This is a genomic window from Streptococcus sp. HMSC076C08 (assembly GCF_001810825.1).
GTDB lineage: Bacteria > Bacillota > Bacilli > Lactobacillales > Streptococcaceae > Streptococcus.
The window spans coordinates 130,393-153,160 of the sequence record NZ_KV802734.1; the positions used below are offsets into that span (position 1 = coordinate 130,393).

The 22,768-nt window shown below is 41.8% G+C and carries 16 protein-coding genes; 14 read left to right on the forward strand and 2 right to left on the reverse strand.

Annotated features, from left to right (window positions below; all coding sequences use genetic code 11):
• Positions 1 to 42: 42 nt before the first annotated feature.
• From HMPREF2766_RS05775 to HMPREF2766_RS05805, 7 genes are all read left to right on the forward strand, one after another.
• A complete protein-coding gene (locus HMPREF2766_RS05775) occupies positions 43 to 4,947 on the forward strand; it encodes a ZmpA/ZmpB/ZmpC family metallo-endopeptidase (RefSeq protein ID WP_257372019.1) in 4,905 nt (1,634 codons plus the stop codon).
• 247 nt (positions 4,948 to 5,194) lie between these two features.
• On the forward strand, positions 5,195 to 5,575 hold the full coding sequence (locus HMPREF2766_RS05780; protein WP_000856372.1) for a hypothetical protein: 381 nt from the start codon (positions 5,195 to 5,197) through the stop codon (positions 5,573 to 5,575).
• A gap of 233 nt (positions 5,576 to 5,808) precedes the next feature.
• Entirely contained in the window at positions 5,809 to 11,319 is a 5,511-nt protein-coding gene (locus HMPREF2766_RS05785; RefSeq protein ID WP_070568436.1) for a ZmpA/ZmpB/ZmpC family metallo-endopeptidase, read from the forward strand.
• A gap of 151 nt (positions 11,320 to 11,470) precedes the next feature.
• The gene (locus HMPREF2766_RS05790) at positions 11,471 to 11,851 is read left to right on the forward strand and encodes a hypothetical protein (RefSeq protein ID WP_070568439.1); all 381 of its coding nucleotides are present in this window, start codon (positions 11,471 to 11,473) and stop codon (positions 11,849 to 11,851) included.
• A 135-nt stretch (positions 11,852 to 11,986) separates the two neighbouring features.
• On the forward strand, positions 11,987 to 12,190 hold the full coding sequence (locus tag HMPREF2766_RS05795) for a hypothetical protein (RefSeq protein WP_008281298.1): 204 nt from the start codon (positions 11,987 to 11,989) through the stop codon (positions 12,188 to 12,190).
• Between the two features lie 23 nt (positions 12,191 to 12,213).
• Positions 12,214 to 12,468 (forward strand): hypothetical protein, encoded by a 255-nt coding sequence (locus tag HMPREF2766_RS05800; protein ID WP_009013681.1) that lies wholly within the window; start codon positions 12,214 to 12,216, stop codon positions 12,466 to 12,468.
• 163 nt (positions 12,469 to 12,631) lie between these two features.
• Positions 12,632 to 13,324 carry a phosphoglycerate mutase gene (locus tag HMPREF2766_RS05805; protein WP_000240130.1) on the forward strand — a complete coding sequence of 231 codons (693 nt, stop codon included), beginning with the start codon at positions 12,632 to 12,634 and terminating at the stop codon, positions 13,322 to 13,324.
• A 125-nt stretch (positions 13,325 to 13,449) separates the two neighbouring features.
• Here the strand turns inward: HMPREF2766_RS05805 and HMPREF2766_RS05810 are convergent, their stop codons facing one another.
• Positions 13,450 to 14,022: a TetR/AcrR family transcriptional regulator gene (locus HMPREF2766_RS05810; protein WP_070568442.1), complete on the reverse strand. Its 573-nt coding sequence runs from the start codon at positions 14,020 to 14,022 to the stop codon at positions 13,450 to 13,452.
• A gap of 140 nt (positions 14,023 to 14,162) precedes the next feature.
• On the opposite strand from HMPREF2766_RS05810, the gene HMPREF2766_RS05815 reads away from it, so the two are divergent.
• The 7 genes from HMPREF2766_RS05815 (at position 14,163) to HMPREF2766_RS05845 (ending at position 21,920) form a co-directional block, all read left to right on the forward strand.
• The gene (locus HMPREF2766_RS05815; protein WP_070568445.1) at positions 14,163 to 14,864 is read left to right on the forward strand and encodes an ABC transporter ATP-binding protein; all 702 of its coding nucleotides are present in this window, start codon (positions 14,163 to 14,165) and stop codon (positions 14,862 to 14,864) included.
• A gap of 1 nt (position 14,865) precedes the next feature.
• Positions 14,866 to 17,565 carry an FtsX-like permease family protein gene (locus HMPREF2766_RS05820; RefSeq protein ID WP_070568451.1) on the forward strand — a complete coding sequence of 900 codons (2,700 nt, stop codon included), beginning with the start codon at positions 14,866 to 14,868 and terminating at the stop codon, positions 17,563 to 17,565.
• A gap of 144 nt (positions 17,566 to 17,709) precedes the next feature.
• Positions 17,710 to 17,979: a 30S ribosomal protein S15 gene (gene rpsO, locus HMPREF2766_RS05825; protein WP_001018251.1), complete on the forward strand. Its 270-nt coding sequence runs from the start codon at positions 17,710 to 17,712 to the stop codon at positions 17,977 to 17,979.
• A gap of 434 nt (positions 17,980 to 18,413) precedes the next feature.
• A complete protein-coding gene (locus HMPREF2766_RS05830; RefSeq protein WP_070568452.1) occupies positions 18,414 to 19,460 on the forward strand; it encodes a FecCD family ABC transporter permease in 1,047 nt (348 codons plus the stop codon).
• A gap of 1 nt (position 19,461) precedes the next feature.
• Positions 19,462 to 20,217 carry an ABC transporter ATP-binding protein gene (locus HMPREF2766_RS05835; RefSeq protein ID WP_070568454.1) on the forward strand — a complete coding sequence of 252 codons (756 nt, stop codon included), beginning with the start codon at positions 19,462 to 19,464 and terminating at the stop codon, positions 20,215 to 20,217.
• A gap of 19 nt (positions 20,218 to 20,236) precedes the next feature.
• The gene (locus HMPREF2766_RS05840; protein WP_070568457.1) at positions 20,237 to 21,247 is read left to right on the forward strand and encodes an ABC transporter substrate-binding protein; all 1,011 of its coding nucleotides are present in this window, start codon (positions 20,237 to 20,239) and stop codon (positions 21,245 to 21,247) included.
• The gene (locus tag HMPREF2766_RS05845) at positions 21,228 to 21,920 is read left to right on the forward strand and encodes an alpha/beta hydrolase-fold protein (RefSeq protein WP_070568461.1); all 693 of its coding nucleotides are present in this window, start codon (positions 21,228 to 21,230) and stop codon (positions 21,918 to 21,920) included. Before HMPREF2766_RS05840 ends, HMPREF2766_RS05845 begins: the two co-directional genes overlap by 20 nt.
• A 42-nt stretch (positions 21,921 to 21,962) precedes the next feature.
• Here HMPREF2766_RS05845 and HMPREF2766_RS05850 read toward each other — a convergent pair whose 3' ends face one another.
• On the reverse strand, positions 21,963 to 22,712 hold the full coding sequence (locus HMPREF2766_RS05850) for a lysophospholipid acyltransferase family protein (RefSeq protein ID WP_070568464.1): 750 nt from the start codon (positions 22,710 to 22,712) through the stop codon (positions 21,963 to 21,965).
• Positions 22,713 to 22,768: the final 56 nt, after the last annotated feature.

Consider the following 22,768-nt stretch of genomic DNA (forward strand, 5'->3'; position numbering starts at 1 on the left):
GTAGATGGAAAAGTAGAGAGAAGCCAGGAAATCTCTAACGAAGTGACAACACCAGCAGTATCGGAGATCGTAACCGTCGGAACAGCTCCTGTTAGCGAGAAACCAACAGACGCTCCTGTAAATGAAGTCCCAAGCTTAAATGTTGAAGAAAAGGATGTTACCACAACAGTGGCCGAATCCTATCCAACTAAGGAAGTGGAAAGTGCAGACCTGCCTTTGGGGCAAAGGGAAGTTAGCCAAGCTGGTCAAGATGGTGTGCGTACGATTGTCACCCGTCAGTATTTAGTAGATGGAAAAGTCGAAAATACAGAGGAAATCTCTAACACTATCACAAAAGAAGCAGTTCCTCAGATTATCAAAGTCGGTACAAAACCAATTTCTACAAATGCGGATCACGCTCCTGTGGAACCAGAAAAAGGAACTCTCGACCTCGAACCCTTACACCAATTAGTGGAAGAGGCCGATAGCATCCAGAAAACGCATCAGTATTTCAATGATACCACTGCAGATCAAGAGTCTTATAAACAGGCAGTCGCAAATGCCCAAGCTCTCTTTGAGGCATCTCATGCTAGTCAAGAACAGGTTGATTCTTTGAAAACAGCCCTTGAAACTGCTAAGAATAATCTAGACGGTCAACCTGTTGATAAGAAAACTCTTGGAGTTGAATTTGACATGAAGGATGTGACTCAGTCTACAGTTGCTTACCAGTATGCTGATGAACAAGCCAAACTCCGCTATCATCGTGCTCTAGATCAGGCCAAGCTCGTTTTGGACAATCCTTTCGCCAATCAAGCCTTGGTCGATCAAGTTCGGACGGATCTCGAGGCAGCTCGTCAAGCTCTGGATGGTGTCAAGAGAAAACCAACCCTCTCTCTAGTCAGTGTCGAGAAGGAAGAAGATCAACGCCAAGTTTCTCTTAGCTATCACTTGACGGATGCTACAGCAAGCTATCAATCAGCCAAAGTGCAGCTATACAAGGGCGAAACGCTGATCAAGGAAGTCGACCTTGTGGACCTCACTCAAAAATTGACACTTGATGACTTGGACTACTATACTCCTTATACCCTCAAAACTGTCATGAAATATGACCCGGGTCAAGGGGAACAAACTAGTATAGAGGATCAACGCCCAGTTCAGCTAGATTATAAGAAGGTTGAAATCAAAGATATTGATCGTATCGAACTGTACGGTAAAGATGGTAGTCACTACCGACGTTACCTATCCCTGTCGGAAGTTCCATCTGATTTAGACAACTACTATGTCCGCATTCAGTCAGACAAGTTCAAGGATATGCTCTTACCTGTTTCTAAGATTACAGATAAGGGCAATGCCTATTCCGTAACGGTATCAGCTAATCAGCTCGTCGAGGGAGAAGGGGATCATTATCGTCCAGATTACTCTTTTGAATTGCCAAAAACGCCTCTTAGTCAAGAAGGTGTCTATACGTCCTTCAAAGCGCTCATAGAGGCCATGAAGTCAAACCCGACTGGAAACTTCAAACTAGGAGCGGATGTTTCAGCAGATGAGGTTGAGTTAGAACATTCTGCGACAAGCTATGTTCCAGAAGAATTTTCAGGTAGCCTAACTAGCCGAGTGGATGGCAAAGATTATACCATCTACAACTTGGCAAAACCACTCTTTGCAACCTTGAAAAATGCCACCATCCAGCAACTGACCTTGAAATCGGCTGCAGTTACAGGCAAGGATTCTATAGGGGCCTTGGCTAGCAATGCTCAAAATGCAACGATTACGGATGTTTCTGTAAGTGGTAGTCTATCTGGGAACAAGCATATCGGTGGACTCGTAGGAGTTGCCCAAAACACAAAACTAACCAATGTTGCCTTTAAAGGATCCATCACCAGCACCCAAGATGGGGGGCAGGAGTACAATATTGGTGGCCTGGTCGGTAATTTCCACGGCAATCAATCACTGGCGCAGAAGAGTCAGGCAGATGTATCTATCCAAGTAACGGGTCGAAATGGAGACCAGCGTGTTGGAGGATTGATCGGTCGTTTGCAGAATGGAGCTAGATTAGAAACTTCTTATGTGTCTGGTTCTATCCAAAATGGAGGTCATTCTGGCCAAGTCGGTGGAGCGATCGGGTCTACTTGGAACAATGGACAGGTCCGAAATGTCTTGACCAGTGTCAAGGTTCAAAATGGTCATGCGATGACAGGAGATCCGTATCCTGAGGCTTCTGTTCGGGACTCTTATGTTCTTGAAGGAACTACAGCAAATCGAAAAGATGAGCGTTTTGTCCGTTCTATTTCAGAGGCCGATGCGCAAGCCAAACGTCAGTCCTTTGGAATCACTTCAAACTTGACGGACCAGGAGCCATTGCAGCAAGCTTACCAGCATCAAACAGACTATAGTCGAGTGAGGGGAGCCCAAGAGTCCAGAAAACAAGCCTACAAAAATGTAGAAAAACTATTACCATTCTACAACAAAGACTTCATCGTTCATATAGCCAACCAATTAGCTGAAGATGATAAACTCAACAAAGTAGCCCTGCTAGATGTAGTTCCGATGAAAGATGAGACACTGATAACAGATGTCAATAGCCATAAGGGTGAAATCAATAGACTGATGCTGCATTATGCAGATAAGACGATCGCTTATCTTGATCTGACCTACAAGGGTGATTTTGCCAATGGCCAGATTGCTGAATATAGCATCACTGATAAGAATTTGCTCTATACGCCAGAGGCCTTCTTATCTGACTACCAGTCCATTAAAGCGAGTGTCTTGGAAGAACTCAAAGCTGTGACCTATGACTCGGCTGCAGTGCGTAAAGTATTAGGGATTGGTGAAACAGCTTCCTTAGATGATCTTTATTTGGAAAAAGCCTTTGAACAAACCAAGGCTGAACTAGGTCAGGAGCTCCTCAAGGTGCTTTCAGTTGACAAGTCGATTAACACCCTAGGCCCTGCCGTAGCGGATGCGATTAGCCAAAAGATTCTGCAGCACAAAGAGGCCTTCATGCTTGGTCTGACCTATCTCAACCGATGGTACAATGTCAACTATGGAACGTTCAATACCAAAGATCTTAATGCCTATAAGTTTGATTTCTTTGGCAATCAAGCAGCTTCGACACTGGATACTATCATCGCTCTCGGGAACTCTGGAATGGGCAATCTTCGAGCGCAAAACAACTTCAATGCTTACCGACAATCCCTAGCCAAGGAAAAAGGGAAAGGAGACCTCTTTGCTTACTTAGAAAGTCTGCGTGAACTCTTCTTGCCAAATAAAACCAACAGTGAGTGGTTCAAGGAAAATACCAAGGCTTATATTGTAGAAGCTCGTTCAAGTCTGCCAGAAATTCAGGCTAAGCAAGACAATGCAGATCGTAAGAGTAAGTATACAATCAAGGTCTACGACAGACTGACTCAGGGAGATTGGGGCTTCAAGCAAATGGTTCTCCAGCTTCTGACCTTACCTGAAAGAGATGTCTATATCATCAGCAATATGTCGACCATTGCCTTTGGTAGCTTTGGAGGCTACAGGAAAGAAGGTGGCAGAGTTCTCTCAGGTGAGGAACTCCATCGACACGTTGAAAAACTTGTGGATCAATCAGCTGAATGGCAACGAAACCACTATGACATGTGGTACAACATTCTAAGTCCAAACAGGAAAGACACTCTATTCAGACGGGTGATTGTTACAGACGGTTTCTTTCTTTATAATGATAAAGGCCAGCAATATTGGGCTCCGCGTAATGATAAGACCTCTGTTGCTATGTACAATTTCTTTGGTCCTGCTGGCAAGTATCACGGAGACAATGGACTAGGAGCCTTTGCCAATGGTTATGAAGTCTTCTACGTCTATGACCAGATGCTGGGAGCTTCTGGAACCATGGTCTATACCCATGAAATGACCCACAACTCGGATGGTTCTATCTATTTTGAAGGACATGGTCGTCGTGAGGGTGAAGGACCTGAGAGCTTTGCTACAGGGATGTTAGAGTCTGTAACCAATGTTAGCGAAAAAGGTCTCGTACTTAATAGCTTCTATCAAGGAGATAAAGATTCGACCACACGTTACCATACCTATGATCCTGTTGCTCGATTCTCCTCAGCAGACGCTCTTCGCGACTACATGCATGGAGTCTTTGATGTGCTGAACCTTCTGGATTATGTAGAAGGGGATATTGTTACTGGAGTTCTAACTGATCAACAGAAAATGAAATGGTACCGCAAGGCTGAAAATTATAACTTTGAAAAAACTTCTTATGGTAAACAAGCCCACGCTGATGATCGAATTGTCCCTATAACAGCCGAAGAAGCAGCCAAACTAAAATCTGTCGATGCTCTGGTTGATCATAATATCATTGGTCGTCGGGACGGTTGGGATACCGCTAGCTTTGGACGAAATGGCTACTACATCGTCAATATGTTTGCTTCCTTCTATGCAGCTCTGGACAATCCAACTGGTGCACCTGGTGGACTTATGTTCCGTCGTAGAGCCTATGAATTGCTCGGAGACAAGGGTTACCAACAAGGATTTGTCCCATATGTATCTGGCCAATACTCCGGCCAAGCGCTTAAAGAAGGTAATAAGACCTACTCAATCTGGAACAGAGGAGATGTCGGAGTAGTTGGAGATGATCTAATCCTTAGAAACCTCTACGGTAGTCAGTATGAATCATGGAAGGATTTGAAGAAAGCTATGTTGAATGAGCGATACAACAAAGCGCAAAACTTCCTTCGTCCAATTACCATTGAGTTTGAAGCCGGAAAACTAGATAGCAAACGACAAATTACGATTTCTTCTTATGAGGAATTACAAGATTATATGTACTTAGCAGTACTAGCGGATGCCTCAGCTAAGAACATTGATCGTGCCTTATCAGACAGCTCTAAGAGCAGTGTCGCCCAACTCAAGTATCGTATTTTTAATGCTTATCTACGTGCCACAGACGACTTCAGACAGTCTATCTTTGAAAGATAAGTCTCTTGCAAAAACAGACACGAAAAAAGAAGATCCAAGTGATCTTCTTTTTTCTATGAAAATTACTAGCTTACTACTAAAAACGAATGAATTTACAAACAAATTGATACATGATATATTTCTTGCTCGAAATGTCTGTTTAGAAATTTGAAATCATTCACCATCTAGTATCCTCATTTTGAAATTTCTTTTATTTTTCATGAAAATATGATAAAATGATAGCTGAAAAATTTTTAAGGAGATTCAGATGAAAACAAATACACTTGCTCGCGTAAATGCGATTTTTGGTCTTATCGCAGGTATTGTTTTACTGTTGGCGCCTCTTGTTATGTTTATGATAGCTGTCGGGGTTGCTGCAGTGACGGAAGACCCTGATGCAACAGATAGTATATTGAGGATTTTTATAATTATTTTTTCATTGGTGAAAATTGCTGTCTTGGTTTTAGGAATTGTGTCTATTGTCTATTACAAGGACGATGAGCGTGTGACGCCAGCACCGTCTGTTTTGTTTATCGTGGGTGGTTCTGTTGGATTGATCCCATTCTTGGGCTGGGTAGGAGGAATTCTGACAATCATTGGTGGATCCCTCTATTTTGGACTTTTGAAAAAATTCGAGATTCAAGAATAATGACTTTTTGTTAGAAATATTTTCAAATAAGAGAAGGCGATTAGCCTTCTTTTTTTGTCATCAACGACGGATAAATTTTATAGGATAAATAAGCTTTTACATTCATAAAATTCAAAGCATTTATTTGAGACAAGGACCTTTTTTTATAGTATAATGATGAATGTAAATTACCTATATCAAAATATAATCCTAGTTATTTTCTTGATAGAGGTTAAAAAGCGAGAGGATTTAAAATGAAAAAGTTTTTTGGAGAGAAGCAGCATCGTTTCTCCTTACGAAAATTAGCAATTGGTCTTGTATCAGCTTCGATTTCAAGCCTATTTTTTGTGTCCATTGCTAGCAGTGGTACCGTATTTGCTCAAGAAAATGCAGCTGTTCACTACAAATATGTGACGGATACGGAGCTGAGTGGGCAAGAAAAGGACTTGATTGTCAAGGATATTCCTAAAATTGCTGAAGATAGTGAGAGCACCTATTATCTAGTCTACCGTATGGATGAGAAAGCCCAGCTGGGTCAGTTGCCCAATACAGGTGGACAGAATAGCCTTACTAGTGTTTTAACTGGTGGAGCCCTAGCTTCAATTGGCCTCCTTATTTTTGTTGTATCCAAAAAGAAAGGCAAGAAGAAAGCTCTTTTGAATGTGATTTTGGTAACAGGGATGGGCAGTGGTTTGGCTTCTTCAGTTCAGGCTATCGAAAATCAACTTTTGCTCCAATACAATCAGGAATACCAATTATCCCAAGGAGATAGTCTGCCTTTGCCACGCGCCTTATCGGGTTATACCTACCTAGGCTATATTAAGAAAGACAAGGACTCTAGTCAGCAAGAAACTGCTACTAGGGATCAGAAACTAGACTACACGGTTCAACCTCATTTCCAAGCCAACGAAGGTGGACAAAAGGCAGGAGATGAGCAGAAAGCTCCGTCTCCTACACTCCCTGCTGAAAACCCAATCCCTTCTCAAGATTCATCCGATCCAAAACCGTCTGGTCTTGCTAGTGTGGATCCTCAGGATGAAGTCTTGGCTGGTCGCGTGAATAAACCAGAGCTCCTATACAAAGACCAAGAAATTGTAACCAAACTAGACTTTTCAGAAGTGGTTCAAGAAAATCCAGAACTAACAGAGGGAACCATCCATGTCAAACAAGAAGGTCGTGCTGGGAAGAAGATTGAACTTGTTCGCATTTTCACTGTTGAAAACCAAGAAATTTCTCGGGAAGTTCTCTCAACCAAAGTAGAAGAAGCCTTGCCACGTATAGTAGAGAAAGGGACTAAGAAGGCAGTTGCTCCGAGTGAAGCACCTCAGTCTGCAAAAAAAGGAGAGCCTGAGACGCAGGCTCCATTACCAGAATATACAGGCGAGCAAGCAGGAGCAGTCGTTGAACCCGAGCAAGTCGCTCCACTACCTGAGTATCAGGGAACCCAAGCTGGTGCCATCGTTGAACCGGAAAAAGTTGAACCAGAGGTTGGGGGTGTCCAGTCAGGGGCTTTGGTGGAACCAGAAACGACTGACAAACCAGCCTATACAGGCGAGCAGTCTGGTGCAATCGTAGAGCCTGAAGAGGTGCCACCAACACCAGAGTATACAGGAACTCAAGCGGGAGCGATTGTAGCCCCTGAGACAACTGACAAACCAGAATATACAGATACTCAATCAGGTACGATTGTGGAACCCGAACAAGTCACTCCACTACCTGAGTATCAGGGAACACAGGCTGGTGCTATCGTCGAACCAGAAATCCAGTCTTCCCTTCCAGAGTATAAAGGTACCCAAGCTGGAGCAGTCATTGAACCCGAACAAATTGCTCCTCTACCAGAATATACTGGCAATACCGAGCAAGTAAAACCGGAAACTCCGACAGAAAAACAAAAAGAAAAAGATCCAGAAAAAACACTTGAATTAAGAAACATTTCGGATCTGGAGTTGTATAGTCAGACCAATGGTACTTACAAACAACACGTTTCTTTAGACAGTGTTCCAAAGAATACAGAAACTTACTTTGTCAAGGTTAAATCTTCGTCATTTAAAGATGTCTATCTACCAGTCACTTCAATAACGGCTGAAACGAAAGATGGTCAGCCGGTTTATAAAATCACAGCCAAGGCTGAGAAACTCCAGCAAGAGCTAGAAAATAAATATGTCGATAATTTCACCTTCTACCTAGCTAAGAAGGCTACAGACGAAACGACAACCTTTACTTCCTTTAGCAACCTAGTCAAAGCTATCAACCAGAATCTCTCTGGAACCTATCATTTAGCAGCTAGTTTGAATGCCAACGAAGTGGAACTGGGACCTGATGATAGATCTTACATCAAGGGTAACTTTACTGGTCAGTTGATTGGTGAAAAAGATGGCAAGCAGTATGCTATTTACAACTTGAAAAAGCCTCTGTTCGAAACTTTGAGTAGCGCCACAGTAGAAAAATTGAGTCTGAAAAATGTCTCTATTTCAGGGAAAGATGATATCGGTTCACTAGCATATAAAGCTCAGAATGGCACAAAGATTAAACAAGTTCACGTTGATGGTGTTCTCGCCGGTGAACGTGGTATCAGTGGTTTGTTGGCAAAGGCTGAGCAATCAAGTATCACAGAGAGCAGTTTCAAGGGAAGAATTATCAACACGTATGAGACGACTGCTGCCTACAATATCGGTGGTCTGGTCGGTCATTTGACAGGTGACAAGGCTTTACTTACTAAGTCAAAAGCGACAGTGACCATTTCATCCAACACAAATAGTTCAGATCAGACTGTGGGTGGTCTTGCAGGTCTAGTAGATCAGGATGCACAGATCCAAGATAGCTATGCTGAAGGCGATATTAACAATGCCAAGCACTTTGGTAGAGTCGCGGGAGTAGCAGGCTATTTGTGGGATCGAAAAACTAATGAGGAACAGCATGCTGGAAAATTGACCAATGTTCTCAGTGATGTCAATGTAACCAACGGAAATGCCATTACCGGTTACCACTATAATGGAATGAGGGTGAAGGACACATTCAGCAGCAAGGCAAACAGAGTCTACAATGTCACCTTAGTCAAGGATGAGGTCGTCAGCAAGGAATCCTTTGAAGAAAGAGGAACAATGCTAGATGCTTCCCAAATCGAAAGCAAAAAAGCAGCTATCAATCCTCTCACTCTACCAACAGTGGAGCCCCTCTCAACAAGTGGCAAGAAAGACAGTGATTTTTCTAAGGTGGCCCATTATCAAGCTAAGCGCGCCTTGGCTTATAAGAACATTGAAAAATTGTTACCCTTCTATAACAAGGCAACCATCGTCAAATACGGAAATCTGGTCAATGAGAACAGTCTTTTGTATCAAAAAGAAGTCTTGTCAGCAGTCATGATGAAGGATAACCAAGTCATCACAGACATTGTTTCAAACAAAGAGACTGCAAACAAACTCTTGCTTCACTACAAGGACCATTCATCTGAGAAACTCGATCTCCAGTACCAGACTGATTTCGCCAAATTAGCAGAATATAGTCTAGGAGATACTGGGCTTCTCTATACGCCAAACCAATTCTTGTACGACCAAAGCTCTATCATCAAGCAAGTCTTACCTGAATTGCAGCAGGTGGACTACCACTCAGAAGGCATCAGAAAGACACTTGGTATTTCTCCAAAAGTCGAGCAGACTGAGCTCTATCTAGAAGACCAGTTCGCCAAAACCAAGGAACAACTGGAAGACAGTTTGAAGAAACTCTTGTCAGCAGATGCTGGACTGGCTAGTGTCAACCCAGTCACTGAAGGCTATCTTGTAGATAAAATCAAGCGCAACAAAGAAGCCTTGCTACTTGGTTTGACCTATCTGGAGCGTTGGTACAACTTCAGCTATGGTCAGGTAAACGTCAAAGACCTGGTTCTGTACCACCTGGACTTCTTTGGTAAGGGAAATGCTTCACCACTGGACACTCTGATTGAGTTAGGTAAATCTGGCTTTAATAATCTTCTTGCTAAGAATAATGTCGATACTTATGGTATCAGTCTTGCCAACCAGCATGGAACGACAGATTTGTTTAGCACGCTAGAAAATTACCGAAAAGTCTTTCTACCAGAGAAAAGCAACAATGACTGGTTTAAATCAGAGACCAAGGCTTACATTGTCGAAGAAAAATCCACTATCGAAGAGGTGAAAACGAAGCAAGAACAAGTTGGGACTAAGTATTCTATCGGTGTCTATGACCGCATCACGAGTGCCACTTGGAAATACCGCAATATGGTCTTGCCGCTCCTAACCTTGCCAGAGAAATCAGTCTTTGTCATCTCAACCTTGTCTAGTCTAGGATTTGGAGCTTATGATCGCTACCGCAATAGCGAGCATAGAGCAGGCAAGGCTCTTAATGACTTTGTTGAAGAAAATGCGCGTGAAACTGCCAAACGTCAGCGAGATCACTACGATTATTGGTATCGTATTTTAGATAATGAGGGACGTGAAAAACTCTATCGTACGATTCTCCTTTATGATGCCTATAAATTTGGTGATGACACAACCTCAGGAAAAGCTACATTGGAGGCTAAGTTTGATAGTTCCAATCCAGCCATGAAAAACTTCTTTGGACCAGTTGGCAATAAGGTAGTACACAACCAGCATGGAGCCTACGCAACAGGTGATGGCGTCTACTATATGTCTTACCGTATGCTGGACAAGGATGGAGCCATTACTTATACCCATGAAATGACCCATGATTCAGATCAGGATATTTATCTTGGTGGCTATGGTCGAAGAAGTGGCTTGGGCCCAGAGTTCTTCGCAAAAGGCTTATTGCAAGCCCCTGACCAACCAAGTGACGCAACCATTACCATCAATTCTATCTTGAGACACTCAAAATCAGATAGTACAGAGGGCTCCCGTCTGCAAGTCTTGGATCCGACAGAGAGATTCCAAAATGCAGCAGATCTTCAGAACTATGTTCACAATATGTTTGACCTTATCTACATGATGGAATATCTCGAAGGGCAGTCAATCGTTAACAAACTAAATGTTTACCAGAAAATGGCGGCTCTCAGAAAGATTGAGAACAAGTATGTGAAAGATCCAGCAGATGGAAATGAGGTTTATGCCACTAACGTAGTCAAAGAATTGACAGAAGAAGAGGCCCGAAACTTGAATAGTTTTGAAGGTTTGATTGACCACAACATCTTATCTGCTCGTGAGTACCAGACTGGCGACTATGAACGAAATGGCTACTATACCATTAAACTCTTTGCTCCAATCTTTTCAGCTCTCAGCAGTGAGAAAGGCACGCCAGGGGACCTTATGGGACGTCGGATTGCTTATGAACTTCTGGCTGCCAAAGGATTTAAGGATGGAATGGTACCTTATATCTCAAACCAATACGAAGAAGTTGCCAAACAAAAAGGTAAAACCATCAATCTCTATGGTAAAGAACGAGGATTAGTGACAGATGATCTTGTATTGGACAAGGTATTTGAAGGCAAGTATTCATCTTGGGCTGCCTTTAAGAAAGCCATGTATAAAGAACGTGTGGATCAGTTTAAAAACTTGAAACAAGTGACCTTTAAAGATCCGACAAAACCATGGCCAAACTATACGACAGAGACCATCAATAGTGTGACTGAATTGCAAGCCCTTATGGACCAAGCTGTTCTCAAGGATGCTGTAAGTCCTCGTTGGAGCAACTATAATCCAGAGTATGACAGTGCAGTTCATAAGTTGAAGAGAGCAATCTTTAAAGCTTATCTTGACCAAACAAACGACTTCAGAACCTCTATTTTTAAGAAATAAGGGTTAGAAAATGAAAAGGGAGGATCGACAGATCTTCTCTTTTTATGTTCAGATGTCTGAAAGCAGGTAGGCGATTTGTTTGTGACGGAGAAGGTCTTTTGTTTCTGGAGCAAATATGGTAGAATGATAGCTACGATAGAAGGAGGTTTTTATGGAGAGAGATAGATTGGTTCGACTCAATTGGAGACTGGGCATGGTGGCAGGAGTGACCTTACTTTTGGGACCTGTCCTACGATTTTTGCTATCCTATACTGGGGCCATCATCTATAAAGATCCTTCAAAAATGCTGGTTATCACGGTTGCCTTTTCCCTGCTCCTGACATTTTTTAAGATTTTGATGATTGCATTAGGAACCTTTATGTTAATCTATTTCGAAGAAGATCAACAACTTCGAAAGCTACCTTCTATTTTATTTATCATTGGTGGCGTGCTGGGCTTTCTTTCAGCGACCGAGTGGATAGGAGGATTTCTAATCATTAAAGGCGCTGTTTCTTTTTCTAAATTTTTGAAAGAAGTCCGTGGCCTTGTCTGATAGTCTAGTGAAACAATCCGTTTGAGGGTTGTTTTTTTATTTAAAGAATTATCTGGCAAAAGAATATGTTAGCAAAATGCTTTTTTATAAGAAAACATGATGTAATACAACTTGAAAAAATAAAAAGAGAATATTATGAAACAATCTTTCATTACATCGTATTTAACATTCTATTTAAAAGCTTCCATTACTTTAGAGGGAGTCTTTATAAAAACTTCTAACCCTACTATTTTAAAAGTTATTCCACTGGGTTCTCAAAATAAAACAATTCCTGTTGATCATGTTGCAAGTGTAGATAGTTCATTTCGTCTTGATTTCAAAACATTTGCTTGGGTATAATTTTCGCTCTTATTGGCCTTTCAATGATGCAAAATTCATTTATTGGGGGATTGATATTAGCGGCTTATGGTGTATTAACAGTGCTAAGTGCTTTTCAAACTCTACTAGTTTTGCATCTTGCTTCTGGTGGAACACATGTTGTCAGTGTGGTAGTATTTGAAAAAGCTAATCTTGAAAATTGCAAAGAAACAATTGAAGGTCTAATTCATAATCGTTACAATGATACTAATGTAACTAAGAATACTGATCGTTTAATTGATGCTTTAAATAACAAATAATTGCAATCGTTTCTTGATTGAATATCGCGAATTAATAATATCTAGATGAGAGGACACCGTTCTCTCTTTTTAGTTGATTTTAACTAGCTTTTTTGTGAAAAATTGTGTAAAATAGAATAGATAAACGAGGGAAACCTCGAAAAATAAAAGGAGAATCCATCTAATGGTAAAATTGGTTTTTGCTCGCCACGGTGAGTCTGAATGGAACAAAGCTAACCTTTTCACTGGTTGGGCTGATGTTGATTTGTCTGAAAAAGGTACACAACAAGCGATTGACGCTGGTAAATTGATCAAAGAAGCTGGTATCGAATTTGACCAAGCTTACACTTCAGTATTGAAACGTGCAATCAAAACAACAAACTTGGCTCTTGAAGCTTCTGACCAATTGTGGGTTCCAGTTGAAAAATCATGGCGTTTGAACGAACGTCACTACGGTGGTTTGACTGGTAAAAACAAAGCTGAAGCTGCGGAACAATTTGGTGATGAGCAAGTTCACATCTGGCGTCGTTCATACGATGTATTGCCTCCAAACATGGATCGTGATGATGAGCATTCAGCACACACTGACCGTCGTTACGCTTCACTTGACGACTCAGTTATCCCAGATGCTGAAAACTTGAAAGTGACTTTGGAACGTGCCCTTCCATTCTGGGAAGACAAAATCGCTCCAGCACTTAAAGATGGTAAAAACGTATTCGTAGGAGCTCACGGTAACTCAATCCGTGCCCTTGTAAAACACATCAAACGCTTGTCAGATGACGAAATCATGGACGTGGAAATCCCTAACTTCCCACCATTGGTATTCGAATTCGACGAAAAATTGAACGTAGTTTCTGAATACTACCTTGGAAAATAATCTATAAACAGAAAGCCTAGAAATTCCTAGGCTTTTTTGTATCTAAGTTTAAAAAAAGGCAATTTAGCTAATTGAAAAAGTATAAAATGAGAGGATATAGCTTATGAAATAGTAAGTTGTATGAATTAATCTTCTTTTGATTCGTAGCTCCAGTGTTCGTAGTTATAGGTTGATAAAATTATATCCGTGATTTCTTCCGGTTCTTCTTGCGCTCCCCCTGCAATCCAAAGAGAAATAATCCCTTCAATACTTGATAAGAAGATTTCCAAAGCGTATTTGTGAGGAATTTGGAAGTTTTCTGATAAGAAATGACGAGTCGTTTCTTTTTGATTATCAGTTAGAATAATGCTACTTAGAAATTCACGAATTGCACCACGAAAGTCTATGTAATGACTTTGGGACAAGGCGTTGATGAGGCGTTCGTTCGAACGTAATATATAGAAATTTGCTAACATAAACTTTCTAGGAGATTCTCTTTCTTTTTCTAAAAAAATGTAGAGCTGGGAAATGATTTCACTTTTAAAACTGTCAATCATTTGATATTTGTCTTCATAGTGTAGATAGAAAGTTCCCCTATTAATTCCTGCGCGTTTGCAGAGTTTACTAATTGATATATTTTCAAATTTCTCCTCTGATAGCAGCTGAATCAAAGCTTCTTTGATGTCTTCCTTAGTAGTAGTTTTTCGTTTCTGAACCATTTCTCTTCCTTTTTCTTAAATCAACACTTTGTTGATTTTTGATTATTGCTTTTTGACTTAGCCCATTATATAATATTTGTGATTTAGAATCAACACCTTGTTGATTTAAGAAAATGAGCTTTGAAAAGGAGATAAACGATATGGCTTATATTGAAATGAAACACAGCTACAAGCGTTACCAGGTTGGGGATACGGAGATTGTGGCTAATCGTGATGTGAATTTTGAAATTGAAAAAGGGGAGCTGGTTATCATACTTGGTGCTTCAGGTGCTGGAAAATCAACCGTTCTCAATCTCCTAGGAGGTATGGATACCAATGATGAGGGGGAGATTTGGATCGATGGTGCCAATATTGCCAACTATAGTTCGCACCAACGAACAAACTATCGTCGTGAAGGTGTAGGTTTTGTTTTTCAATTTTACAATCTGGTCTCCAATCTGACAGCCAAGGAAAACGTGGAACTGGCCTCAGAAATCGTGACAGATGCCTTAGATCCAGAGCAGGTTTTGACAGATGTAGGGCTAGGTCATCGCCTCAATAATTTTCCAGCCCAGCTTTCTGGAGGGGAGCAACAGCGAGTCTCCATCGCACGGGCAGTAGCCAAAAATCCTAAAATTCTCCTCTGTGATGAACCGACAGGTGCCTTGGATTATCAGACGGGGAAGCAAGTCTTGAAAATTCTCCAAGACATGTCTCGTCAAAAAGGAGCGACGGTGATTATCGTGACCCACAATGGTGCGCTAGCTCCTATTGCAGATCGGGTGATTCACATGCGCGATGCCACTGTTAAGAGCATGACGATCAATGAGCATCCGCAGGATATCGATACATTGGAGTATTAGCATGAAAAAAACATATCAGAAAGACCTATTTCAGTCAGTGACGACTTCAAAGGGACGCTTTGTTTCTATCTTAACCTTGATGATGCTGGGTTCTCTAGCCCTAGTAGGTCTCAAGGTGGCCAGTCCCAACATGGAACGTACGGCAGAGGATTATCTCCGTAAAGCCAATACTCTGGACCTGGCCGTGATAGCTGATTATGGCTTGGACAAAGAAGACCAAGACGAACTAAAGACCCTTCAAGGAGCAAGTGTTGAGTTTGGCTATATGGCAGACCTAACCGTTGAACATAGTGAAGAAGCGGTTCGACTTTATTCCAAACCAGAGAGCATTTCAACCTTCCAAGTGACAGAAGGGCGACTGCCAGAAGCTGATGAGGAAATTGCCCTAGCCGACTTCTGGAAAGACCGCTATCATATTGGAGAGACCATTACCTTTACTAAGAAAGAAGAAAAGTCCGTTCTAAAATCCCAAACTTTTACAATTACTGGATTTGTTGAGTCGGGTGAAATCCTTTCTAAAGAAGATTTAGGAAGTGCTAGTAGTGGAAATGGCAACCTGACTGGCTATGGAGTAATTTTACCCAGTCAGTTTGACTCAGATGTTTATAGTATTGCGCGTGTGCGCTATGACGATTTAAAAAATCTGGATACTTTTTCATCAGACTATAAGACCAAACGAGCCCAACATCAGGAAGAGTTGCAAGACTTACTTGCTGATAATGGTCAAAAAAGATTGGCAAGTATCAAATCAAATGGGCAAAAGAGCTTGGAAGAGGGCAAAGAACAGCTCCAAACTGCTGAAAGCAACCTTGAAAATGGCAAGAGTCAGTTAGAGCAGGCCGAAAGTCGCTTGAAAACGCAAGAAGAACAAGCGACCGCTTTACCAGAACCGCAAAAGAGTCAAATCGAGGGACAGCTGACAAAAGCTAAGGAAGAACTGGCGACAAAAAAAGAAAAACTGGCTCAGACAGAGAGTGATCTAACTAAGGAAAAAGAGAAGCTTGAACAGCGTCAGAAAGAGCTTGATGAACTGGCAGAGCCGAAATACCACGTATACAATCGCCAAACCATGCCAGGTGGTCAAGGCTACCTCATGTACAGCAATGCATCATCAAGCATTCGTTCAGTCGGAAATATCTTCCCAGTGGTGCTATATATGGTCGCTGCAATGGTGACCTTTACAACGATGACTCGCTTTGTAGATGAAGAACGCACCAATGCAGGTATTTTCAAGGCCTTGGGTTACCGCAACCGAGATATTGTTGCCAAGTTTGTCCTCTATGGTTTTCTTGCAGGAACTGTGGGAACCATTATAGGAACACTTCTTGGACATTATCTTCTTGCAGGGGTGATTTCAGATGTTATAACAGCTGGGATGGTTGTTGGAAAAAGTCACGAGTATTTCTATTGGTCTTATAGTATCCTTGCCCTAGCCTTGAGTTGGGTATCTAGTGTTTTGCCGGCTTATCTGGTGGCGCGAAGGGAGTTGCACGATGAAGCAGCCCAACTCTTACTTCCCAAACCTCCCGTTAAGGGATCAAAGATTTTGCTGGAACGACTGAGCTTTATTTGGAGTCGTTTGAGTTTTACTCATAAGGTTACGGCAAGAAATATCTTTCGTTATAAGCAACGGATGCTGATGACCATTTTTGGAGTTGTAGGTTCAGTTGCTCTCTTATTTGCTGGTCTTGGTATTCAGTCATCTGTGGGAGGAGTTTCCGAACGCCAATTTGAACAAATCCAGCAATACCAGATGATTGTAGCAGAAAAGAGCAGTGCAACGGAGCAAGAAAAAGCAGATCTGGAAAGTGCCTTGCAAGCTGAATCGATCCACGCTTATCAAAAGATTTACTCTAAATCCATTGAAAAAGATTTCAAAGGAAAAGCAGGACTTCAAACCATCACCATGATGGTTACTAGTGGAGAAGACTTCAATCCCTTTATCACATTAGAGGAAAATGGGCGAGAGTTGCAGGTCACTAATGGAGCGGTCGTGAGTCAAAAATTAGCCCAATTAGCAAGTGTTACGGTTGGAGACAAGCTGGAGCTTGACGGGAAGGAAATCAAGGTTGCGGCTATTTCTGAAAACTATGTTGGACACTTTGTTTATCTAAACCGTGCGACTTACGAACAAGTCTATGGAACCAGTCCGCAAGACAATACCTACCTAGTAAAATTAAAAGACCCAACACCTTCCAATACGGAGAAAGAAGCGGCTACTTTCATGGGAAAAGCTGCTGTTTCTGGGGTCGTCCAAAATGCAACGGCTATCCATCTCTTTGAATCTGTAGCCAATTCTCTCAATAAAACCATGGCAATCCTTGTCCTTGTTTCCGTCTTACTAGCCATTGTCATTCTTTACAATCTCACCAATATCAATGTGGAAGAACGTATCCGCGAACTTTCCACTATCAAGGTTCTCGGTTTCCACAATAAAGAAGTGACCCTCTATATCTACCGCGAGACCATAGTGCTATCCCTTGTGGGGATTGTTCTCGGTTTGGTAGCAGGCTACTATTTACATCAATTTTTGATACAAATGATTTCACCTGCCACCATACTCTTTTATCCTCAGGTCAGCTGGGAAGTCTATGCGCTTCCAATCGTCGCAGTGACGGTGATTTTGACTTTACTAGGTCTCTTTGTCAATCACCACTTGAGAAAGGTGGATATGCTTGAAGCCCTGAAATCAGTAGAGTAATTCAAGGTTTTAAACAGTAAATCAGTTGACAAAGTCTCTGCTTCTTGGTAGAATAAGAATTGTCGTAAAGACAAATAACTTCTTCTTGGTTACAGGCATGCCAACCTGTCACTCGGATGAAGCCAAATAAAAAGGAGAAACATCATGGCAATCTCAAAAGAGAAAAAAAATGAAATCATCGCACAATATGCACGTCACGAAGGTGATACAGGTTCAGTAGAGGTTCAAGTTGCTGTCCTTACTTGGGAAATCAACCACCTTAACGAACACATCAAACAACACAAAAAAGACCACGCTACTTACCGTGGATTGATGAAGAAAATCGGTCGCCGTCGTAACTTGCTTGCATACTTGCGTAAAAACGACGTTAACCGTTACCGTGAGTTAATCAACTCTCTTGGACTTCGTCGCTAATCTTGCGTCTAAAACGTTTCTATACTTCGTTGGCTTCAGCTCGATGTACCATTAGTACAATCTTCGCCTCGTCGCCTAGTCTATAAACGTTTTATCCAGCAAGACTTGAGCTCTCTGATATTCAGAGAGCTTTTTTACTTTTGTCACCCTACCTCGATATACTAAAGTATTATCTTCGGTTACGGTTTCTAGCACTGTAAGGTAAAATAAACCAAATCATCTCCCTTCGGGGAGATTTTTTATTTTCACTAGTTTTATAGTACAATCTTCGGCTTGTCGCCTAGTCTATAAACGTTTTAGCCCGAGCTCAAATCAGCTCTCTGACTTCAGATGGCTTTTTCTATATATATTTACATCCTTGTTCATCTAATAGAAATATGGTATACTTTTCATGAGAATTTTCTAAATTTTTAATTTTGTTTAAGGAGGTTTTCATGCTTTCCAAATTTTCTGGAAGCCGACGGGACCTGCAATTTGTGTTACTTTTAGGTATTTTGCTAGCTGTTTTAGGGATTTCCCTTTTTCTAGCAGTTTCTATGGGATCCGTTGCGATTGATCTAGGCGATACCTATCGGATTATTTTGAGCAGGTTGGGGTTTCCTCTTGAGATAGGAGAGGTTTCTAAGTCCACTCTTGCCATTGTATGGAACATGAGATTCCCCCGAGTATTGCTCGGGCTTATAGTAGGAGCTGGTCTTTCTATGTGTGGTAGCGTGATGCAGTCCACAGTGAATAACCCCATCGCAGAGCCTTATGTCTTAGGAATTTCTGCGGGTGCAACTCTAGGGGCAACTTTGAGCATCATTCTCGGTTTGAAAGTGATGATTAGCCTTGGAGCTTTTCTTGGAGCTATTTTGGCAACAATTGCTGTCCTCATCATTGCCTCTATGCAGGGAAGGATGACGACTTCCAGTCTGATCTTATCAGGAACGGTGGTCAACGCTCTCTTTCTGGCTTTTTCCAACTTTATTATCTCAGTCGGAGCTAATGCGGACAGTGTGATGACCATTAAGTTTTGGACCATGGGTTCGCTCGCTGGGACTTCCTGGGCAGATTTGCTCCTGCCAACTATAGTAGTAGGATTGGCCTTTCTATTTTTCGCTACTCAGTATCGTGTTTTTAATGCGATGATGATGGGAGATGAGGCTGCTTTAACTTTGGGAATTCCCTTACGCTTCTATTGGTATCTTTATGTGACCGTGGTGGCTGTGCTGACAGCTGTCTTGGTGGCTACTTGTGGAATTATTGGATTTGTTGGTTTGATTACTCCTCACTTAGCTCGAGGGTTAGTAGGAACGAATTACAGGAGACTTTTTCCCGTTGCGACCTTACTGGGTGCCCTCTTTGTGGTCTGGGCAGATGTACTCTCTCGTGTCATTATTCCCAATGCTGAGCTGCCGATTGGTATTTTCACAGCCTTAGTAGGTGCTCCCTTCTTTATCTACATTGTAGGAGGTAGGCGAAGGGAGGTGAGGGTCTGATATGGATTTTATGTGTCAGGATGTCCACTTTGGACTAGGAGAGAAAAAAATCCTCAAAGGAGTTTCTCTTAAGGTTGAGGGGCATCAATTTCACACGATACTAGGGCCAAATGGAAGTGGAAAAACCAGTCTGCTTAAACTCCTCTATCGTCAGGAAAAGGCAGACAAAGGCTTGATAAGCCTAGATGGAAAGCCGCTGGAGCATTGGTCACTCAAAGAAACAGCCAAGCAAATGGCAGTTGTCACCCAGTTTAATCAATTGCAGTTTGATTGTACAGTTGAGGAAATTGTCTTGCTGGGAAGGACTCCCCACCTCTCTTTTTTACAGAAGGAAAAGGAAAGGGATTATGCCCTCGTTCAAGATGCTCTCGTCAAGGTGGATATGCTTGAGAAGAAAACTCGTCTCTATTCGTCTCTTTCAGGTGGGGAGAAACAGCGAGTCTTATTAGCACGAGCCTTGGCGCAAGAACCGACTCTCTTGCTCCTGGACGAGCCAACCAATCACCTGGATATCAAGTACCAGTTAGACTTGTTGGCTATTGTGAAGAATCTTAAGATCAATGTTTTAGCTGTCCTGCATGATATTCAACTTGCTTGTCGCTATTCGGATTATCTCTATCTGATGAAAGAGGGGGAAATCCTTTACCAAGGTATTCCAAAGGAGACCATCACCCCTGAGTCATTGCAAACTGTATATGGAGTTCAAAGTCAGGTTACTTGGACTGAGGATCAGCAAGCCATGATTCACTATTTATAAGAATGAAAAGGAAAACAAGATGAAAAAAACACTAAGCATTTTACTCGTAACAGTAGCTACCCTAACTATGGCAGCTTGTGGTAACACTACTACAGAAAAAGCTACCACACAGTCTAGCACAGAAACAAGTCAAAAGGCCAGCACAGAGACGACTTATCCATTCACGGTCAAGACATATGATGCTAAGGGAAATGAAGTCGAACAAGTCTTTGACAAGGCACCTGAAAAAGTTATCACCAACAATCTTTCAACAACTGAAATCTTATTGGAGTTAGGCTTGAAGGATAAAATTGCTGGCATGCTCAACCCTGACAATGCTGTAACAGACAAATACAAGGACGCGATTGCGACCATTCCTCAAATCGGTGATAAAAAAACAGTCTCTCAAGAGACAGTCCTTTCTTATGAGCCAGATGCGGTGATGGGTCGAAACATGATGTTTTCAGAAAAATCCTTGGGAACAGTTAGCACTTGGAATGAAAACAAAATCCCAGTCTATACGCAAAAAGCTTCTCTCTCAACGATTCAGCAAGATTTAGGAAATATCGTAGAAGATGTCAAAAATCTTGGAATGATTTTCAATGTTCAGGACAAGGCCAATGAATACGCAGCCCAATTACAAGCTAAAATTGACGCTGTTAAGAAAGCAAATCCAACAAGCCAAGGTGAAAAGAAAAAGGCTTTGATTATGGTTGCTTATAATGACGAAACCTTCGGTGCTTACAAGTCTGCTTTGCAAGAGAGCCTTCTAAATCAACTTGGTTATACCAACGTTGCAACGGGAACATCAGGTTTGACCTTGGAAAATCTCGTGTCAATGGATCCTGAGTTGATTATCTATGTAACCAGCGACCGCAATAAAAAATTGGATGCTAACGCAGTAGAGTTGATGAAGGCAAATGAAGTTTTGGAAAATGTTCCTGCTATTAAGAATCAAAAAATCATGACCATTTCTTACGATGAGTTGATGGACTATGGTCCAGCAGTGATTGATTCCCTTGAGAAAATCAATGACTTTATCAATAAATAATGAGTTTGATTGGGAAGGGATTCAAGTTAAGATCAGCCTTCCTTCGACCTATGATCCCAACCAAACCTATCCAGCTATTCTCTTGAATGATGGAAACTTGAATTTTCTATCTTCCCTTTCAGAATCTGTGATTTTAGTGGGCTTGACCTCTAAAAATCGCCTAGATGACTACACTCCCTGGAAGGCATCTGCTTTAAGGGATGGGGCTCCAGATTTTGGTGGTCAGGCAAATGCCTATCATGGTCATTTATTTGGAGATCTTTTAGACAAGCTGCAGTCGCTTTATCGCCTGGACAAAAATCGCCTTGCCTATGGAGGTTACTCACTAGGTGGTCTGGCAGCAGTATACAGTCTTTTCAGCTTTGACAAGGTCTCCTGTATCTTCTCTATCTGCGGTTCTTTTTGGTTTCCTGATTTTGTGACTTATTGCAGGGAAGAAGAGGTGAAAAATTTGGACTGTTTACTGTATTTACAGAATGGTCAAACAGAGGGAGCCCATCATATCAATCGCTTGGCTCAAGCACCAGCCTATGCTGAGCAGATTCATACCAGTCTTCAGCAACATTATCCGACTGGTCAGTTTGTCTTTGATCCTTACGGGCATCATGAGCAAGTGGCTGAGCGATTTCTAGCCTTTTCCAACTGGTTAGCCCAAGAATGGGGAATTGAATAAAAAAATTATCCCTTGGCTTTTGCCAAGGGATAATTGTATTATTTAACCAAGAGCCTCTCTCTTTTTATCTGGATTCCAGATAAAGCTTGCGATGAAGGTAAAGAGAATCGTTAGGATACCAACAAGCACTGCAAGAATAAGGGCAGGGATGCGGACAAACCACCAGAGTGGGTTTGGTTTTTGATCATTGTGCCACTGCTTGGTTTCTTCGTCCAAACGTTGGAATTCTGCTTGGATACGGTCTGCAACCATTTCAATCCCTTCATCATTCATTTTCTTGATGTCTGAGATATCGATAGGATTTCCAAAGTTCATATCCACACGTTCACGGCTAACCAAACCTTTCAAGGTCATGGGACCAGTATAGGTAACTGGCATGATACGGACCTTAGCCATCTTGGCAATTAGAGCAACTCCGCCTTTGACATCTGTCGAGTGGCGACTACCACTAGGAAACATGATAAGGGAGCGGTCACTTTTTTTGAGGACATTGATAGGGTATTTGATAGCAGAGGCGCTAGGATTTTCCCGGTCGATAGGAAAGGCGCCACACATACGAATCCACCAGCCAAAGATGCGGTTGTTAAAAAGCTCTTTTTTAGCCATAAAGATGAACTGTTTTGGCTTGGTCGCAAAGGCCATGTATACTGGATCCCACCAGGTACGATGAGGTGCGACAAGGATATAGTTTTCATCTTTACTAGGGATTTTATCAGTATTGTGGTAGTGGGCATTGCCATTGATGGACCACAAGATCAGCATGACTAGTCCACGCAAATAAGTATAAAACATGAGATCTCCTTCGATTGTATTGCTTTTATTATTATACCTTATCGAAAGACTACTGG

Excerpts from the sequence above, each read along its gene's own strand:
- HMPREF2766_RS05795 (WP_008281298.1), top strand. The coding sequence starts at position 11,987 with ATGAAACAATCTTTCATTACATCGTATTTAACATTCTATTTAAAAGCT.
- rpsO (WP_001018251.1), top strand. The coding sequence starts at position 17,710 with ATGGCAATCTCAAAAGAGAAAAAAAATGAAATCATCGCACAATATGCA.
- HMPREF2766_RS05790 (WP_070568439.1), top strand. The coding sequence starts at position 11,471 with ATGGAGAGAGATAGATTGGTTCGACTCAATTGGAGACTGGGCATGGTG.
- HMPREF2766_RS05850 (WP_070568464.1), bottom strand. The coding sequence starts at position 22,712 with ATGTTTTATACTTATTTGCGTGGACTAGTCATGCTGATCTTGTGGTCC.
- HMPREF2766_RS05840 (WP_070568457.1), top strand. The coding sequence starts at position 20,237 with ATGAAAAAAACACTAAGCATTTTACTCGTAACAGTAGCTACCCTAACT.
- HMPREF2766_RS05815 (WP_070568445.1), top strand. The coding sequence starts at position 14,163 with ATGGCTTATATTGAAATGAAACACAGCTACAAGCGTTACCAGGTTGGG.
- HMPREF2766_RS05780 (WP_000856372.1), top strand. The coding sequence starts at position 5,195 with ATGAAAACAAATACACTTGCTCGCGTAAATGCGATTTTTGGTCTTATC.
- HMPREF2766_RS05805 (WP_000240130.1), top strand. The coding sequence starts at position 12,632 with ATGGTAAAATTGGTTTTTGCTCGCCACGGTGAGTCTGAATGGAACAAA.
- HMPREF2766_RS05820 (WP_070568451.1), top strand. The coding sequence starts at position 14,866 with ATGAAAAAAACATATCAGAAAGACCTATTTCAGTCAGTGACGACTTCA.
- HMPREF2766_RS05845 (WP_070568461.1), top strand. The coding sequence starts at position 21,228 with ATGACTTTATCAATAAATAATGAGTTTGATTGGGAAGGGATTCAAGTT.
- HMPREF2766_RS05810 (WP_070568442.1), bottom strand. The coding sequence starts at position 14,022 with ATGGTTCAGAAACGAAAAACTACTACTAAGGAAGACATCAAAGAAGCT.
- HMPREF2766_RS05835 (WP_070568454.1), top strand. The coding sequence starts at position 19,462 with ATGGATTTTATGTGTCAGGATGTCCACTTTGGACTAGGAGAGAAAAAA.
- HMPREF2766_RS05800 (WP_009013681.1), top strand. The coding sequence starts at position 12,214 with ATGATGCAAAATTCATTTATTGGGGGATTGATATTAGCGGCTTATGGT.
- HMPREF2766_RS05830 (WP_070568452.1), top strand. The coding sequence starts at position 18,414 with ATGCTTTCCAAATTTTCTGGAAGCCGACGGGACCTGCAATTTGTGTTA.
- HMPREF2766_RS05785 (WP_070568436.1), top strand. The coding sequence starts at position 5,809 with ATGAAAAAGTTTTTTGGAGAGAAGCAGCATCGTTTCTCCTTACGAAAA.